Source organism: Cellulomonas sp. P24, assembly GCF_024704385.1.
In the GTDB taxonomy this organism is placed as follows: domain Bacteria; phylum Actinomycetota; class Actinomycetes; order Actinomycetales; family Cellulomonadaceae; genus JAJDFX01.
This window is the reverse complement of record NZ_JAJDFX010000002.1, coordinates 2,193,624-2,209,939: the sequence shown is the minus strand read 5'-3', so window position 1 is coordinate 2,209,939 and position 16,316 is coordinate 2,193,624. Positions and strand designations below refer to the sequence as shown.

The following is a 16,316-nucleotide window of genomic DNA, read 5'->3' as shown; positions in this document are numbered from 1 at the left end:
GCCGGAGGATCCCGTGGACGCTCACGTCGACGCCGCCGGCACCCCACCGTGCTCCCACCCCTCGACCGTCATGAGGTCGAGGACGTCGAGCACCGCCGCGACCCTGGCGAGCTGGTCGTCGTCGAGGACCTCGAGGAGCTCGGCGACGGACGTGCTCCGCTCGGCCCGCGCCTCGTCGAGCAGGCGTCGGCCCTCCGGGGTGATCGCGACCGTCACGGAGCGGGCGTCGGTGGGCGTCTGGTGCCGCTCGACGAGGTGACGGCTCTCGAGCACCGAGATGATCCGCGTCATCGTCGGGGCGGCGACCCGCTCGGCCCGCGCCAGGTCGCTCGGGCGCTGCGGTCCGCGCCGGGCGAGCGTGGCGAGCGTCGAGAAGTGACCGACGGACAGCTCGCCGCGCGAGGGACGGGTGCGGCGCGCGATGCGACCGACGACCGCTCCCAGCCGGGAGGCCACCTCCTGCCGCAGTCGGTCGTCGCCCGTGGCGCCGCTCATGCGTCGCGCTCGGTCGCCGCCACCTCGCGCACGGCGTCGACAGGTGCGCCGTCGACAGGCGCGCCGTCGTCGTGCACGTACTTGCCACCGCGACGGAACGACGCGACCGCACCGATGAGGGACATCAGCGCCGCCGCCCCGAAGACGACCACGAGTCCGTGGTGGAACGGACCGGAGATGAGCTGCGGGAAGAACTCCTTGCCCGTGAGGGTCGCGGCGTCGGCGGGCGGGATCGAGCTGAGGACGCCGGTGGGGCCGAGCAGGCTCTGGATCGGGTTGTAGCCGAGGAACGCGGCGAACAGGCTGCCGACCGGGGGGAGCTGGGAGATCTGCTGCGCGAGGGCGGCCGGCACGCCGTGCGTGGTCAGGCCTGTGCGGAGCGCCGTCGGGAGCGATCCGGCGAGCCCGACGATCATGAGCGAGAAGAACACGCCGATCGACAGCGACGAGCCGGCGTTGAGCACGGTGCCGGCGACCCCGGAGGCGGCGCCGCGGTCGCCCGCCGGGACGCTGTTCATGATCGCGGACCTGTTGGGTGCGCCGAACATGCCGGAACCGATGCCGCTCACGCCGGTGATGAGCGCGAACTGCCAGTAGGTGAAGTTCACCGGGAGCAGCAGGAGGGCGATGAACGTCGTGGCCACGACCAGCAGCCCGACGCTCGCGAACCCTCGGGCGCCGAACCGGTCGGACAGTGTCCCGGACAGCGGGCCGGAGAGCAGGAACCCGATGGTGATCGGCAGCATGTAGATGCCGGCCCACAGCGGGGTGACCTCGTAGGAGTAGCCGTGCAGCGGCAGCCAGATCCCCTGCAACCAGATGATCAGCATGAACTGCAGGCCGCCCCGCCCGATCGCGGCGAGGAGCCCGGCGAGGTTCCCCATGCTGAATGCCCGGATGCGGAACAGGCGGAGGTCGAGCATCGGCGCGGGCGAGAGGTACTCGACCCGGATGAAGACCGTGAGCAGGACGAGCCCGCCGATGATCGCCCCGAGCACCCACGGGTTCGTCCACCCGGTGGCGCTGCCTCCGTAGGGCTGGATCCCGTAGGTGATGCCGGTGAGCACGGCCGTCAGGCCGACCGCGAACGTGATGTTCCCGGGCCAGTCGAGCGTGGCGGCCCGGCGTTGGCTCGTCTCGTGCAGCGACCGGTAGGACCAGATGGTGCCGAGGATCCCGATCGGCACGCTCACGATGAACACGGCGCGCCAGTCCACGACGGCGAGGAGACCGCCGGCGAGGAGACCGATGAAGCTGCCGGCGATCGCGGCCACCTGGTTGACGCCGAGGGCCATCCCCCGCCGGTGCGGGGGGAACGCGTCCGTGAGGATCGCGGTCGAGTTCGCGAACAGCATCGCGCCGCCGACGCCCTGCACGACGCGCCAGGCGATCAGCCACATCGCGCCCGGTCCGCTGGTGAACGGGTCGAGCGACAGGGCGATCGCCCCGGCCGTGAACACGACGAAGCCGAGGTTGTAGATCCGCACCCGCCCGTAGATGTCACCGAGCCGCCCGAACGTCACCACGAGCACGGCGGTCACGAGCATGTAGCCCATGAGCATCCAGAGCAGGTAGCTCACGTTGCCCGGCTGCAGGGGGTCGAGGTGGATCCCCGTGAAGATCGAGGGCAAGGAGATGATGACGATCGACGAGTTGATCGTGGCCATCAGCATGCCGAGCGTGGTGTTGCTGAGGGCGACCCACTTGTAGTGCGGGTGGTCATGGGACAGGAAGGGCGTGCGTGAGCTCACGGTTCTCCGAGCGATGGCGGCTAGTTGTCAGATGCTAATAACTGTAGCCACCACGTATCTATTTCACCGAACCGTCCAGCCCCCGTCCACCGCGAGCGTGTGCCCCGTCACCAACGACGCCGCCGGCGAGGCGAGGAACACGACCGCCCCCGCGACCTCCATCGGACGCCCGATCCGGTGCAGCGCGGCGATCCGCTCGATGACGTCTGCCCGGAAGTCCGGGTCCGCGAGCGCCGGCTCGGTCCCCGGCGTCTCGATGAACGTCGGCGCGACGGTGTTCACCGTGATCCCGTGCGGCCCCCACTCCACCGCGAGGCAGCGCGCCAGATGGGCGACCGCGGCCTTCGACATGCAGTAGATCGACTCGCCCGGCAGCGCGACCGTCCCCGCCTGGGACCCGATCATGACGATCCGCCCGCCACCCCGCTCGATCATGTGCCGCCCGACGTACTGGCTCGTGAAGAACGTGCCCGTGACGTTGACCTGGAGCGTCGCGGCGACGTCGGCCTCGGTCACGTCCTCGGCGGGGTTGCCCGGCGCGATCCCGGCGTTGTTCACGAGGATGTCGATCCCACCGAAGTGCCCGACGGCCGCGTCGACGGCCGCTCGCACCTGCGTGAGGTCGGTGACATCCATCTGGAGCGCGAGGGCGCGACGGCCCAGGGCCTCGATCTCCGCGACGAGGTCCGCACCGGTCGTGACGTCGCGCAGGCCGACCGCGACATCCGCCCCCCGCGGCGGCGAGGGCGACGGCGATCGCGTGACCGAGCCCCCTCCCGGCGGCGGTGACGAGCGCTGTGCTGCCGGTCAGGTCGAAGCTGGGAAGGTCGGTCATCGGGACTCCTCGGGTTGGCGACGGGGCGTGGACGTCACGCCACCGCGAAGGTTCACTGGCTCATTGGAGGGCGACCGCGAGCAACGGCGCCGGGACGGCCCACACGCCTCCGTCGAGATCGAGGATGGTCTTGGTCGCCACAACTCCACGTCCGTACTTGCCGGTGATGGTGCGTGCCTCGCTCTTCCACCCCCGGTCGACCCACTTGCTCTCGATCGGAACGGTCTCGACGGCTCCGTCTCGCGACGGCACGCTGACGGGCGCGAGGTCCACCTCCTTGTCACTGGTGGTGCGGGCGTAACCGATGGTGTCGCCGTGCAGCCAGCGGCCTTCGTCGAGGCTGTCGATCACGCGGGCAAGGGTGACGGCGATCGCGGCCTCGGTCAGACGCGTCATGTCCGGCGCGTCGAGACCGGCACGTCGACGCGACGGGAGCCACGCCAGCAGGGGGTCGGTCAGGTAGTACTTGGCCTGGGTGCGCGGAACGAGCCGGCCGGCGCTGCGCTGAGGGCACCGCAGCAGCGCATGACTCGCGATCATGCGACGCAGACGCAGGCCGAGCACGTCCTTGCCGTACCCGAGGTCCTGCGCCGTCGAGTTCACGCTGAGCGGGCTCGTCGAGCGGGTGCTGAGCATGTCGAGGAGCAGCGGGATGGACTCCGGCCCGGCAGCCGGCTCGACGTCTCGATGGAGCCACGCCTCCAGGTCCGCCAGGTAGCCGTCGGTGACTGCGCCCAGCCGGGCGCTCTCGGCGACGGCACGCGGAAACCCTCCGGTGGTCAGGTACGCCTGCCATGCCAGGTCGTAGTCATCGACGAGCACCTCGAACGTCGCGAACCTCCGGCGCGCCTCCGCACTCTGCAGCTCGCCGGGGTGGATCACCTCGGGAACGCCGAGGTCCGGGCGGGTCGCCCGCAGATGCTCGCGAAAGCTCATCGGCAGCAGCACGCGGCGCCGTCGCGTGCCGTGACCCGCTCGTCCGGCCAGCAGGTTGCCCTCGACGTCCTCGTCGTCAGCCCACCTGCTACCGGTGGCGACCACTGTGTCGTCGCCGAAGTCGGTGTTGTCGCGCGCCCCCTTGAGGATCGCCGACCAGCCGCTGACAGAGCTGATCTCGTCGAGCAACCAGATCCGCCGTCGCGGCTCGGGCTGGTCGACCGACGCCGTCAGTGCCCGGCCGAGCACGAGCACGCGACGCAGGGCCTGCGGGGTCATCGCATCGCACGGCGCGTGAATGACCTGGCGGGGATCGATGTCGCTGCGTGCACACAGCCGCTTGGCGACGTCCAGCACAGCGACCGACTTGCCGATGCGTCGAGGACCGGACAGGACGACCAGCTGATCGGTGACCGGCCCGTCGGCGATGTCGTCGAGCACCGTCGGGCGATACCCCAGGTCGTGCCTGCCGAGATCACGGAACGCGCGGTGCTCGTCGACCCACGCGGTCGGCGAGGCGCCCGACACGACCGCACGCCACCAGGGGTTCGCCTGGGTCAGCTGCCGTCGGATCTCGTCGTCCCGCACCCTCGCACCCTACCGCGATGCTGCTAGAAGAGGGGGGGTTCTAGCGGTTCAGGCTGCTAGAAGGTGGGGGGTTCTAGGCGCTCAGCCGCGGGTAGTCCGTGTACCCCTCAGGTCCCGAGCCGTAGAACGTCTGGGGGTCCGGCGTGTTCTCCGCCGCGTCGGCCTGCCAGCGCTCGACGAGGTCGGGGTTGGCGATCGCAAGGCGACCGACGGCGACGGCGTCGGCGCTCGCCTCCGCGACGAGCGCGAGCGCCTCGTCCCGGGTCGTGATCCTGCCGAAGCCGCTGTTGGCGATGAGCTTGCCGCCGAAGCGGGCCCGCAGGCCCTGGACGAGCTCACCGGTCGGGTCGCTGTGCAGGACGCTCAGGTAGGCGAGGCCGAGCGGGGCGATGCCGTCGACGAGCGCCTCGTAGGTCGCCGTCGCGTCGGCGGCATCCGTCTCGAGGACGTCCTGGATGTTGTGCATCGGGGAGATGCGGATGCCCACCCGGCCCGCGCCGATCGCCTCGGCGACGGCCGTCGTCACCTCGATACCGAACCGCGCACGGTTCTGCGGGGAACCGCCGTACCCGTCCTCGCGCTGGTTCGACGCCGGCGACAGGAACTGGTGCAGCAGGTAGCCGTTCGCGCTGTGGATCTCGACCCCGTCGAGCCCGGCGACGATCGCGTTCCTCGCAGCGGTCACGAACTCGTCGCGGACGACGTCCAGCTCCTCGGTCGTGAGGGCGTGCGGCACGGGGAACCGCAGCTTGCCCACCGCGGCGCGCACCTCGCCGTCGATCGCGATCGCGCTCGGCGCGACGATCCGGTCGGTCCCCGTGATGTCCGTGTGCGCCACCCGCCCGCTGTGCATCAGCTGCATGACGATGCGGCCACCCCGAGCGTGGACGGCGTCAGCGACCCGACGCCAGCCCTCGACCTGCTCCTCGGTCACGATGCCGGGCTGGCCCGGGTAGGCGCGCGACTCGTGGCTCGGGTACGTGCCCTCCGTGATGATCAGGCCGACGCTCGCCCGCTGCGCGTAGTGCTCGGCCACGAGGTCACCGGGGACCCCCGCAGCACCGGACCGCATCCGGGTGAGGGGCGCCATCACGACGCGGTTCGGCAGGTGCAGGTCTCCGAGCGAGACGGGCGAGAACAGATCCATCAGGTGCGGCCTTTCGTCACGGAAGCCCCGCCGCGAGCGCGACGGGACCCGTGGCTGCAACGGAGCCTCGCGGACGACTATTCCGGGGTCGAGCGGGCCGGGCGGGCACAGCGACCTGTGACAGACGCGTGCGCCCGCGCTAACGTCGTTCGGTCGGCAACGGGGTCGACCACCGTGGTGGGGGGCATCATGGGCACGGTCGTCACAGGTGGATCCGCGAGGTGCGGCTTCCGGCTGTCGTGCGTCGGGGACTCTCGTCAGCGCCTCTCCTGCAGCCCCACTGCACCCTCTGGTGTCGCAGTGCTCCAGGAGAGGGTGCGGTGATCGCCGTGAAGAAGATCCTGACTCGCGAGTCGCTGATCACCGGAGCCGTCACGCTGATCGCCTTGACGACCTACCGCGCCGCGGCGCACGAGTTCCGGCTGTGGCAGTTCCTTCTCGTCGCGCTCGTCGTGTCGAGCGCGACGGCCCTCGTACTTCGCCGACGCGTCCGCTAGAAGCCGACTCCGCTCGCCTCTCCGGGCCCCTCGCCGGGTCCGGCGGCGCGTTCGCATGCGGGGGCGTCGGCATCGTGGATGCGTCGGAGCCGCGGCGCCAGCAGACATGCCGAGGTCACCCGCCGACCAGATCCACCAACAGGAAACCCCCGGCCGGGGAATCTCCGACCGGGGGTGACCCGAACAACCAGGCGCCCGTTGAACGAACACCCCTCTGTGCGCGAGGCGGGACTTGAACCCGCACGCCCTTGCGGGCACTGGCACCTGAAGCCAGCGCGTCTGCCATTTCGCCACTCGCGCGCGCCGGAGCAGATTAGCACGCAGGTCGCCCCGGCCCCACTCCCGGACCGACCCCCTGAACCCGCACCAGGACACTTCGGACGTGTTTGGCACTCGGATCGGCGGGTCAACCCAGCGGCACTGGATACCATCGGGGTGGACGCCGGTCCGGACGGCCCTCTGCGCCTCACGAACGGCGTGTCACCTGTGGAGGGCAGCCACCGGGCGTACGGCGACGGACCGACGACGTGAAGGAGGTGGCGTGGGCATCCTCGACAAGTTCGAACAAGGCGTCGAGCGCGTGGTCAGCACGGCCTTCGCGAAGGCCTTCAGCAGCGAGGTCAAGCCGGTCGAGCTCGCGAGCGCCCTGCGCCGCGAGGTCGACGACCGCGCCGTCGTGGTCGACCGCGACCGCACCGTCGTCCCCAACAGCTTCGCGATCGCCCTGTCCCCGGCGGACTACCAGCATGTGGAGGAGTGGGGCGCGGAGACCCTCGCGGACGAGCTCGCGGCCAACGTCACCGACCACGCGCTCGGTCAGCGGTACGCGTTCGTCGGCCCGGTCACCGTGACGTTCTCCGAGGACGAGGCGCTCGAGACCGGCCGCTTCGAGGTGCACAGCACGACGGTGCGCGGTGCGGTGGCGCCGGCCACCACCGCCGCCGCGCCGAGCCCGCGCCACCCGTTGGTCGACATCGACGGCCAGCGGTACCTGCTGACCGGTCCGGTCACCGTGATCGGTCGTGGGTCCGAGGCCGACATCATCGTCGACGACCCCGGTGTCTCCCGTCGTCACCTGGAGATCCGCGTCACGCCCGACGGGGTGATCGCGACGGACCTCGGGTCCACGAACGGCCTGTTCGTCGAGGGCCACCAAGTTCCGGCCGCCACCTTGCTCGACGGCAACGCCCTGACGATCGGGCGCACCCGCATCATGTTCTGGACCGGCGCGCCTGACGACGACCAGGACGCGTGACGCCGGTGAACGCCCTGACGATCACCCTGCTGCGGCTGGGCTATCTGATCCTGCTCTGGGCGTTCGTCCTCTCGGCGGTGCGGGTGCTGCGGCACGACCTCTACGGCACCCGGATCAGTACCCGCCGCAGCGCCGCCCGCGCTGCCGGTCCCGCGTCGGTCCCACCGGCCTCGGCGGGCTCGCCGGGACCGTCGGCTCGTCGCGAGGCACCACCGCGGCGGGAGCCGTCCGCCACGCGGCTCGTCGTCGTGGAGGGCTCGCTCCGCGGCACGAGCGTGCCCCTCGGCACGTCCTCGGTCCTCATCGGGCGCGCGCCGTCCTGCACGTTGGTGATCGACGACATCGCACTGTCCTCGCGACACGCGCGCCTCTTCCCGGAGGTGGGCGGCTGGGTGATCGAGGATCTGGGATCGACGAACGGCACGTTCGTCGCGGGCCGACGCATCGATCAGCCGACCCCCGTCCCTCTGGGCGCCCAGGTGCGAGTCGGCACCAACGTCCTCGAGCTGCAGAGGTAGTCCCCGTTGTCCATCGCCCTGCGCTACGCCGCGCGGTCCGACATCGGGCTCGTGCGCTCGAACAACCAGGACTCGGCCTACGCGGGACCACACCTGCTCATGGTGGCCGACGGCATGGGCGGCCACGCCGGCGGTGATGTCGCCTCCTCGATCGCGGTGGCAGCCCTCGCGCCGCTGGACGACGAGGCGCACGGGCCCGACGACGCGCTCGACGAGCTCGACGCCGCCCTGCACGCCGCGCAGGACGAGCTGCTCGCCCGCGCCAAGGCCGACGCCGACCTCGGCGGGATGGGCACCACCGTCACGGCGCTGCTGCGCGCCGGCAACAAGCTCGTCATGGCGCACATCGGCGACTCCCGCGCCTACCTGCTGCGTGACGGCGAGCTGAACCAGGTCACGATCGACCACACGTTCGTCCAGCACCTCGTCAACACCGGGAAGATCACCCTCGAAGAAGCGGCGCACCACCCGCAGCGGTCGGTCGTCATGCGGGTCCTCGGCGACTTCGACATGGAGATCATCCCGGACCTGTCGGTCCGCGAGGCACGGCCCGGCGACCGCTGGCTGCTGTGCTCCGACGGTCTCTCGGGGGTCGTCTCCGCGGAGACGATCGCCGAGACGATGGACTCGATCACGGACGTGAACGCATGCGCGGACCGGCTGGTGCAGCTCGCACTGCGCGGCGGCGGACCGGACAACGTGACCGTGATCGTCGCGGACGTCGTCGACCTGGACAACCTTCCCGACGGCGCTGCACCGACGACGGCCGCGACCGTCGTCGGCTCCGCCGCGCTGTCCCGGAACGTCCCGACGTCGGCCGCCGACGGACCTGCGGCTCGTGCCGCGTCGCTCGCCCGGGCCGCGAGCGAGTCGCCGACCACCGGCGACGCGCCTGACGACGACGCACCCGAGCCCCGACGCCGTCGCGGGCGGACCCTGCTCGTGATCGTGCTCGTCCTGGCCGTCCTCGGCGGCGCGGGGTACGCGGGCTACCGCTGGACCCAGACCCAGTACTACGTCGGCGTCGCTGACGGCAGGGTCGCGATCTACCGGGGGATCGACCAGAGCATCGGTCCGGTACGCCTGTCCGAGGTCGTCGAGGAGAGCCAGCTCCAGGTCGCGAGCCTTGCGCCGTTCGTCCAGGACCGGCTCGCGCAGAGCATCGTGGCGACGAGCCTCGCGGACGCCCGGTCCCACGTCCAGATCATCCAGAACGAGGCCGCGACGGCCGGGACCCTTCCCACGGCGAGCCCGAGCGCCGGCCCCAGCCCCAGCAGCAGCAGCACGCCGACCACCAGCACCAGCGCCGGCACGGGAGCGTCCGGCTGATGGCCGTCGTCACGCCGCACCAGGTCCGGCCGGGCCGCGGCGTCGAGCTGACCCTCCTGGTCCCTGCGCTCGCCCTCGGCATCGGCGGGTACGCGCTGGCCGGCCTCGGTGCGACGTCCCGCCTGCCGGCCAACCTCGTGCCGCACGGTCTGGGCCTGATCGCGTTGGCGGCGCTGATGCACGTCGTCCTGCGCCTGCGCGCGCCGTACGCCGACCAGGTCATGCTTCCGGTCGCGGTCGCGCTCAACGGGATCGGGCTGGCGATGATCTACCGGCTGGACGTCGCGAGGGCCGCCCGAGGTGTCACGACCACGTTCGCGAGCAAGCAGCTCGGCTGGACGGCGATCAGCATCCTGTTCGCGGCGCTCGTGCTGATCGTGCTGCGGGACCACCGGACGTTGCGCCGGCTGACGTACACCGCGATGGTCGTCGGCCTCGGCCTGTTCGTCCTCCCGCTGATCCCCGGCCTCGGGGCGGACGTGAACGGGGCGACGATCTGGATCCGGATCGGGACGTTCTCGGTGCAGCCGGCCGAGTTCTCCAAGATCGCCCTGGCGGTGTTCTTCGCCGGGTACCTGGTCACCAACCGCGAGACGCTGGCGCTCGCCGGTCCGCGCGTGCTCGGGCTTCAGCTGCCCCGGATCCGCGACCTCGGGCCGATCCTCGTGGCGTGGCTCACGTCGGTCGCCGTCCTCGTGCTCGAGCGCGACCTCGGGACCTCGCTGCTGTTCTTCGGCCTGTTCGTCGCGATGCTGTACCTCGCCACGGAGCGGACGAGCTGGGTCGTCATGGGCCTCGGCATGTTCGTCGTGGGAGCGGTGATGGCCGCCAGGACCTTCGGGCACGTCGCGGCGCGGTTCGACATCTGGCTGCACGCGATGGACAACGACGTCTTCAACAAGGCGGTCGGCGGGTCCGGGCAGCTCGTGCGGGGACTGTTCGGCATGGCCAGCGGCGGCCTGTTCGGCACGGGGTGGGGTCTGGGGCGCCCCGACCTCGTCCCGTTCGCCGAGTCGGACTTCATCTTCGCGTCTCTGGGCGAGGAGCTCGGGCTCACGGGACTCGTCGCGATCCTCCTCGCGTACCTGGTCCTCGCCGAACGTGGCATGCGCACCGCGGTCGGCGTGCGCGACGGGTTCGGCAAGCTGCTCGCCGGTGGCCTGGCGTTCGTCGTGGCGCTGCAGTGCTTCGTCGTCGTCGGGGGCGTCACGCGTGTGATCCCCCTGACCGGGCTGACGATGCCGTTCATGGCGTACGGCGGCTCGTCGCTGCTGGCGAACTGGGTGATCGTCGCGCTGCTGCTACGGATCTCGGACAACGCGCGCCGCCCGGCGCCGTCGATGACGGTGCCCGACGTCCCGGCGCCGAGCCTGGTCGCGGCCCCGGTCGCACCCCCCGCCGGCCCCCTGGGTGACGACAGCGAGACGGCGGTCCTCACCGTCGGCGACCGTCCCGACACGGGGGAGGGGACCGCGTGAACACCCCGCTGCGCAGGCTCGCCACGGTCATGCTGAGCATGTTCCTCGTGCTCATGGTCGGCACCACGTGGGTCCAGTACGAGCAGGCCCCCGCCCTCAACAACGACCCCCGCAACGTCCGGGGCCTGTACCGGGAGTACGGCAAGGACCGCGGGCCGCTGATCGTCGCCGGTCAGGCGATCGCCTCGTCGCAACCGGTCCAGGACGCGTTCCACTACCAGCGGGTCTACGCGGACGGCCCGCTCTACGCCCCGCTGACCGGCGCGTACTCGGTGGTGTTCCAGCCGACAGGCCTCGAGGCCACGGAGAACTCGATCCTCAACGGCACCGCGGACTCGCTGTTCCTCTCGCGCCTCGGTGACCTCGTCACGGGCAAGCAGCCGCGCGGGTCCTCCGTCGAGCTCACGATCAACCCGGCCGCACAGAAGGCGGCGTGGGACGCGCTGGGCAACCAGACCGGTGCCGTCGTCGCGATCGACCCGACGACGGGCGCGATCCTCGCGATGGTCTCCAAGCCGAGCTACGACCCGAACGTCCTGGCAGGTCACGACACCGCCGCGGTCAACGCCGCCTACCAGGCGCTGCTGGCCGACCCCGGCAAGCCCCTGATCAACAGGGCGATCAGCGGGGACACCTACCCGCCCGGGTCGACGTTCAAGCTCGTGACCGCTGCGGCCGCCCTCGAGTCGGGGCTGACCCCGGACTCGCAGATCCCGGCGCCCACCCAGCTCCAGCTCCCGCAGAGCACCTCGGTCCTCAAGAACTTCGGCGGCGAGGTCTGCAGCAGCACGGGCACCATGACCCTCGCCGACGCCCTGCGGATCTCCTGCAACACGGCGTTCGCCCAGCTCGGGATCACGCTCGGCGCCGACGCCCTGCGCACCCAGGCCGAGGCCTTCGGGTTCGACAAGCCGCTCGACATCCCGATGTCCGTGACGCCGAGCCGCTTCCCGGCGAAGGTCGACGCCCCGCAGACGGCGCTCTCGGCGATCGGCCAAGGCAGCGTCACGGTCACCCCCCTGCAGATGGCGATGATCTCGGCGGCGATCGCGAACGGCGGCCGGCTGATGAAGCCGTACGCCGTCGCGACCGTGCGCGACCCGAACCTCAAGGTCATCTCCACCACGACGCCGAGCGTGCTGTCCACACCGATCTCCGCCGCGACGGCGTCGGCGCTCCAGCAGATGATGGTCGGCGTCGTCGACCACGGCACCGGCGGCGCGGCGAAGATCCCCGGCGTGGTGGTCGCGGGCAAGACCGGGACGGCCCAGACCGTCGAGGGCGCGGCGCCGCACGCGTGGTTCACGGCCTACGCCCCGGCCGACGGCTCGACGCCGAAGGTCGCCGTCGCGGTCGTCGTCGAGCACGGCGGGAACCTCGGCAACGAGGCCACCGGCGGTCAGGTCGCCGCACCGATCGCGGCCGCCGTCATGAAGGCGGTGCTCGGCAAGTGAAGCCCGCACCGGACATCAAGCTCGACGGTCGCTACCGCCTGGTCAGCAAGATCGCGACCGGCGGCATGGGCGAGGTGTGGGTCGCCCACGACGAGGCGCTCGCGCGCGACGTCGCGGTCAAGGTCCTGCGCGAGGAGTTCGCGGGCGACACCGGCTTCCTCGAGAGGTTCCGGGTCGAGGCGCGCAACTCCGCCTCGCTGTCCCACCCGAACATCGCCCAGCTCTACGACTACGGCGAGCAGGACGGCTCGGGGTACCTGGTCATGGAGCTCGTGGTCGGGGAGCCGATGTCGGACCTCCTGGAGCGCGAGCCGGTGCTCAGCGCACGCCGGCTGCTGCCGCTGCTCGCCCAGACCGCTCGCGCCCTGCACGCCGCGCACGTCGGCGGCGTCGTGCACCGTGACGTCAAGCCGGGGAACATCCTCATCTCACGCGGAGGTCGCGTGAAGATCACCGACTTCGGCGTCTCCCTCGGCACCAACCAGGCCTCGATGACCGCGACCGGCATGGTCATGGGGACCGCGCAGTACCTGTCACCGGAGCAGGCCGTCGGCAAGGCCGCGGCTCCGGCGTCGGACATCTACTCGCTCGGCATCGTCGCGTACGAGGCCCTGGTCGGGCATCGTCCGTTCACCGGCCCCACGGCAGTCGACATCGCGGTGGCGCACGTCAACCGGCCGGTGCCGGCGATGCCCGCGTCGGTGGACAAGCGCCTCGCCGACCTCGTCATGCTGATGCTCTCGAAGAACCCCGAGCAGCGGCCTCGCTCGGCGGCGTCCCTCGCCCGGCTCCTCGACGAGCTCGTCGAGGAGACTCCACCGGAGGGTGTCCCGGTGATCGTGGGCGAGTCCCGGACGGTCCAGCCGGCCGTCGGCGTGGGCGGGGCAGGACGGTCCACCTCACCGGTCCACGTCGTCGGCGGCGTGCCCGCGTCGCCCGACGCGGGAACACCTTCCGCGGGCGACGTCCCCCCGTCCTACCCGCCACGGCGCCGGCTGCGGGAGGACTCCGCAGCTCGCCCCCGGGTACCCTCGGCGGTGACCAGGGTGAGCAAGGGCAAGCTCACCTGGCCGCTGCTCGCGCTCGTGCTGCTCCTGCTGGCGCTCCTCGGCGCTGCCTTCGCGGATAGGCTCACCCGCGCAGACGGTTCCGTCCCGACGCTACCGGTGGCCGCGGTGCGGGTCGCGGGAGACGGTTCCTCACCGCTTTCCTCACCAGCTTCACCCGGCTGCGACGCCGGTTCTGCGATGATCACGACAGGTGTGCCTGCTGCCTCGGCGGCGGACGTGCTGACGACGACAGCGAAGGATTCCTAGTGGTGGACGACGGACCCCGCCTTCTCGCCAACCGGTACGAGGTCGGCGAGCTCATCGGCCGCGGCGGCATGGCCGAGGTGCACATCGGGCACGACACCCGCCTCGGGCGCACCGTGGCGATCAAGATCCTGCGCTCGGACCTCGCACGAGACCCGTCGTTCCAGGCGCGGTTCCGCCGCGAGGCCCAGGCGGCTGCGTCGCTCAACCACCCGGCGATCGTGGCGGTGTACGACACCGGCGAGGACCTGTCGACGGACCAGAACGGCACGGTCTCGCACGTGCCCTTCATCGTCATGGAGTACGTCGAGGGTCACACGGTCCGGGACATCCTCCGCGACGGTCACGCGGTGCCGATCGAGGAGGCCGTCGAGATCGCGGCGGGGGTGCTCTCCGCCCTCGAGTACTCCCACCACGCGGGGATCGTGCACCGCGACATCAAGCCGGCGAACGTGATGCTCACCCCCCACCGGCGCGGTCAAGGTCATGGACTTCGGCATCGCGCGGGCACTGGCGGACTCCGCCGCGACGATGACCCAGACCCAGTCCGTGATCGGTACCGCCCAGTACCTGTCGCCGGAGCAGGCGCGCGGCGAGACCGTCGACGCCCGCAGCGACCTGTACTCGACCGGGTGCCTGCTGTTCGAGCTCCTGACCGGTCGGCCGCCGTTCGTCGGCGACTCCCCCGTCGCCGTCGCCTACCAGCACGTCCGGGAGCCCGCGCCGACGCCGAGCAGCTTCGCGTCCGACGTCCCCGACGCCCTCGATCGGATCACCCTCAAGGCGCTCGCCAAGGATCGCGAGTCCCGGTACAGCACGGCCGCGGAGTTCCGCTCCGACCTCGAGGCGTCCGTCCGCGGCGGTCACGTCGCCGCACCGGCCGTCGGCGCGATCGTCGCCGCGGCGCCCGTGGCCGCCGAGTCCCCCACGCAGATCCTCAACCAGCCCACGACCGCGGCGACCCAGGTCATGCCCGGAAGTGCGCCGATGTGGGCACCGACCGGCCCCGGGACCGGCGCGATGCCGACGATCGCCCCGGAGGAGCCGCGGCGCAGGCAGTGGTTGCTGTGGACCCTCATCGCGATCGCGGTCCTCGCGGTCGGCGGGATCGTCGCCCTCGCGATGATGAACAGCTCCAGCGCGCCGACGACCGTCACGGTCCCCTCGCTGGTCAACAAGACCAAGGTCGAGGCGCAGGACGCCCTGAAGGCCCTCGGTCTCACGATGAAGCCGGTGCTCCAGGCGAGCACCGACAAGCCCAAGGACACGGTCATCTCGACCGATCCCGCCGCCGGCACGGAGGTCGCCCTCAAGTCGGAGGTGAAGGTCACCATCTCGAGCGGTCCCGGGACGACGACCGTCCCGGACGTCACCGGCCTCACGCAGGCGCAGGCACGATCCCAGCTCACCGACGCCGGGCTGACCGTCGCCACCGTCGAGAGCGACGACAGTCCGGACCAGACGAAGGACCATGTCACCAAGACCGACCCGAAGGCGAACGCCTCGGTCGCCGACGGCACCGCGGTCACGCTGTACGTGTCCTCCGGCCAGGTGAACCTCCCCGACCTCAAGGGCATGACGGAGACGGACGCCAAGAACGCCCTCACCGCCCTCAAGCTGATCCCGTCGATCAGCACCGTCGAGAGCTCGACCGTCCCGGCCGGGTCGGTGGTGAGTCAGGACCGCACGCCCGGACTGGTCCCGCAGGGCACGACGATCTCGATCCAGATCGCCACGGCACCCACGACCGCCGTGGTCCCCGACGTCGTCGGGAAGACCCAGGCCGACGCGACGAACGCGATCACCGGGGTCGGGCTGACCGTGAACATCGTCAAGACCAAGGCCACGACCGTCCCACGGGGTGAGGTCGTCTCCACGGACCCGATCGCCAACACGACAGTTCCGCTCGGCTCGAGCGTCACGGTGACGGTGTCGGACATCCCCAGCGCGCCTCCCACGCCGTGACCTGCTCCGGTCGTCCGTCGCCGTGATACGACAGACGACCGGACAGCACCGAGCGACACGACGACCCCGCGACGATCCGATCTCGCCGCGGGGTCGTCGTTGTCGTGCGCGAGTCGGTCGCGCCGGCTCAGACCCGGACGAGCGGCGCGAGTCCCACCGATGCGGCGACCGCGTCGTCGTCCCCGCACATCGTCAGCCAGTTCGCGAGCAGCCGGTGCCCGCCCTCGGTCAGGACGGACTCGGGGTGGAACTGGACCCCGTGCAACGGCAGCGTCCGGTGCTGCAGGCCCATGATGATGCCGTTCGCGGTGCGGGCGGTCACCTCGAGCTCGTCGGAGAACGTCCCGTCGACCACGGCCAACGAGTGGTACCGCGTCGCGGTGAACGGCTGGGGCAGACCGTCGAGCACGCCTGCACCGTCGTGCTCGACGAGGCTCGTCTTCCCGTGCATCAGCTCGGGCGCGTGGGTCACGACGCCTCCGAACACCTCGCCCAGGGCCTGGTGCCCGAGGCACACCCCGAGCATCGGGGTGCCGGACTCGGCGCAGTCGCGGATCACCTGCATGCTCGCCCCGGCCTCGGCGGGAGTACCGGGGCCGGGGGAGATGAGGACCCCGTCGTACCCGGTGCGCTCGTCTGCCGACGGAACGGCATCGTTGCGCACGACGACGGTCTCGGCGCCGAGCTGCGCGAGGTAGCCGACGATCGTGTAGACGAACGAGTCGTAGTTGTCCACCACGAGGATCCTGGTCATG

The 16,316-nt window shown here is 71.2% G+C and carries 14 protein-coding genes, 1 tRNA gene and 1 pseudogene; 9 read left to right on the top strand and 7 right to left on the bottom strand.

All coding sequences use genetic code 11. The annotated features are described in order from the left end of the window. Positions 1–21: 21 nt before the first annotated feature. The 5 genes from LJB74_RS10275 to LJB74_RS10255 all read right to left on the bottom strand — a co-directional run bounded on the left by LJB74_RS10275 (position 22) and on the right by LJB74_RS10255 (position 5,752). Entirely contained in the window at positions 22–495 is a 474-nt protein-coding gene (locus tag LJB74_RS10275; protein ID WP_259308437.1) for a MarR family winged helix-turn-helix transcriptional regulator, read from the bottom strand. Beyond that, positions 492–2,246, bottom strand: coding sequence for an MFS transporter (locus LJB74_RS10270; RefSeq protein ID WP_259308436.1), 1,755 nt, complete (start codon positions 2,244–2,246; stop codon positions 492–494). The genes LJB74_RS10275 and LJB74_RS10270 overlap by 4 nt, the downstream gene beginning before the upstream one ends. Positions 2,247–2,309: 63 nt before the next feature. After that, the gene (locus LJB74_RS10265; protein WP_259310335.1) at positions 2,310–2,957 is read right to left on the bottom strand and encodes an SDR family NAD(P)-dependent oxidoreductase; all 648 of its coding nucleotides are present in this window, start codon (positions 2,955–2,957) and stop codon (positions 2,310–2,312) included. 184 nt (positions 2,958–3,141) lie between these two features. After that, a complete protein-coding gene (locus tag LJB74_RS10260; RefSeq protein ID WP_259308435.1) occupies positions 3,142–4,605 on the bottom strand; it encodes an ATP-binding protein in 1,464 nt (487 codons plus the stop codon). A gap of 73 nt (positions 4,606–4,678) precedes the next feature. Then, the gene (locus LJB74_RS10255; RefSeq protein WP_259308434.1) at positions 4,679–5,752 is read right to left on the bottom strand and encodes an alkene reductase; all 1,074 of its coding nucleotides are present in this window, start codon (positions 5,750–5,752) and stop codon (positions 4,679–4,681) included. A gap of 320 nt (positions 5,753–6,072) precedes the next feature. On the opposite strand from LJB74_RS10255, the gene LJB74_RS10250 reads away from it, so the two are divergent. Further along, entirely contained in the window at positions 6,073–6,249 is a 177-nt protein-coding gene (locus LJB74_RS10250; protein ID WP_259308433.1) for a hypothetical protein, read from the top strand. 217 nt (positions 6,250–6,466) lie between these two features. On the opposite strand, the gene LJB74_RS10245 is transcribed toward LJB74_RS10250, so the two are convergent. Next, positions 6,467–6,549: transfer RNA gene (locus tag LJB74_RS10245), tRNA-Leu, on the bottom strand. A gap of 241 nt (positions 6,550–6,790) precedes the next feature. Between LJB74_RS10245 and LJB74_RS10240 the strand changes: the two genes are divergently transcribed. The 8 genes and pseudogenes from LJB74_RS10240 (at position 6,791) to LJB74_RS10210 (ending at position 15,561) form a co-directional block, all read left to right on the top strand. Further along, the gene (locus LJB74_RS10240) at positions 6,791–7,504 is read left to right on the top strand and encodes a DUF3662 and FHA domain-containing protein (RefSeq protein WP_259308432.1); all 714 of its coding nucleotides are present in this window, start codon (positions 6,791–6,793) and stop codon (positions 7,502–7,504) included. 5 nt (positions 7,505–7,509) lie between these two features. Next, the gene (locus tag LJB74_RS10235; RefSeq protein ID WP_259310334.1) at positions 7,510–8,022 is read left to right on the top strand and encodes an FHA domain-containing protein; all 513 of its coding nucleotides are present in this window, start codon (positions 7,510–7,512) and stop codon (positions 8,020–8,022) included. A 6-nt stretch (positions 8,023–8,028) separates the two neighbouring features. Further along, complete coding sequence (locus LJB74_RS10230) at positions 8,029–9,351, top strand: Stp1/IreP family PP2C-type Ser/Thr phosphatase (protein WP_259308431.1); 1,323 nt, start codon at positions 8,029–8,031, stop codon at positions 9,349–9,351. After that, complete coding sequence (locus LJB74_RS10225) at positions 9,351–10,829, top strand: FtsW/RodA/SpoVE family cell cycle protein (protein ID WP_259308430.1); 1,479 nt, start codon at positions 9,351–9,353, stop codon at positions 10,827–10,829. The genes LJB74_RS10230 and LJB74_RS10225 overlap by 1 nt, the downstream gene beginning before the upstream one ends. Beyond that, complete coding sequence (locus LJB74_RS10220) at positions 10,826–12,283, top strand: penicillin-binding protein 2 (RefSeq protein ID WP_259308429.1); 1,458 nt, start codon at positions 10,826–10,828, stop codon at positions 12,281–12,283. The genes LJB74_RS10225 and LJB74_RS10220 overlap by 4 nt, the downstream gene beginning before the upstream one ends. Continuing rightward, positions 12,280–13,599 (top strand): serine/threonine-protein kinase, encoded by a 1,320-nt coding sequence (locus LJB74_RS10215; RefSeq protein ID WP_259308428.1) that lies wholly within the window; start codon positions 12,280–12,282, stop codon positions 13,597–13,599. Before LJB74_RS10220 ends, LJB74_RS10215 begins: the two co-directional genes overlap by 4 nt. 68 nt (positions 13,600–13,667) lie before the next feature. Continuing rightward, positions 13,668–14,000, top strand: a pseudogene (locus LJB74_RS20635) (protein kinase); the annotation flags it as partial. 82 nt (positions 14,001–14,082) lie between these two features. Next, the gene (locus LJB74_RS10210) at positions 14,083–15,561 is read left to right on the top strand and encodes a PASTA domain-containing protein (RefSeq protein WP_310650839.1); all 1,479 of its coding nucleotides are present in this window, start codon (positions 14,083–14,085) and stop codon (positions 15,559–15,561) included. 127 nt (positions 15,562–15,688) lie between these two features. Here the strand turns inward: LJB74_RS10210 and LJB74_RS10205 are convergent, their stop codons facing one another. Continuing rightward, the gene (locus LJB74_RS10205) at positions 15,689–16,315 is read right to left on the bottom strand and encodes an aminodeoxychorismate/anthranilate synthase component II (RefSeq protein ID WP_259308427.1); all 627 of its coding nucleotides are present in this window, start codon (positions 16,313–16,315) and stop codon (positions 15,689–15,691) included. Between the last annotated feature and the right edge of the window lies 1 nt (position 16,316).

Excerpts from the sequence above, each read along its gene's own strand:
- LJB74_RS10210 (WP_310650839.1), top strand. The coding sequence starts at position 14,083 with ATGGACTTCGGCATCGCGCGGGCACTGGCGGACTCCGCCGCGACGATG.
- LJB74_RS10205 (WP_259308427.1), bottom strand. The coding sequence starts at position 16,315 with ATGACCAGGATCCTCGTGGTGGACAACTACGACTCGTTCGTCTACACG.
- LJB74_RS10255 (WP_259308434.1), bottom strand. The coding sequence starts at position 5,752 with ATGGATCTGTTCTCGCCCGTCTCGCTCGGAGACCTGCACCTGCCGAAC.
- LJB74_RS10225 (WP_259308430.1), top strand. The coding sequence starts at position 9,351 with ATGGCCGTCGTCACGCCGCACCAGGTCCGGCCGGGCCGCGGCGTCGAG.
- LJB74_RS10275 (WP_259308437.1), bottom strand. The coding sequence starts at position 495 with ATGAGCGGCGCCACGGGCGACGACCGACTGCGGCAGGAGGTGGCCTCC.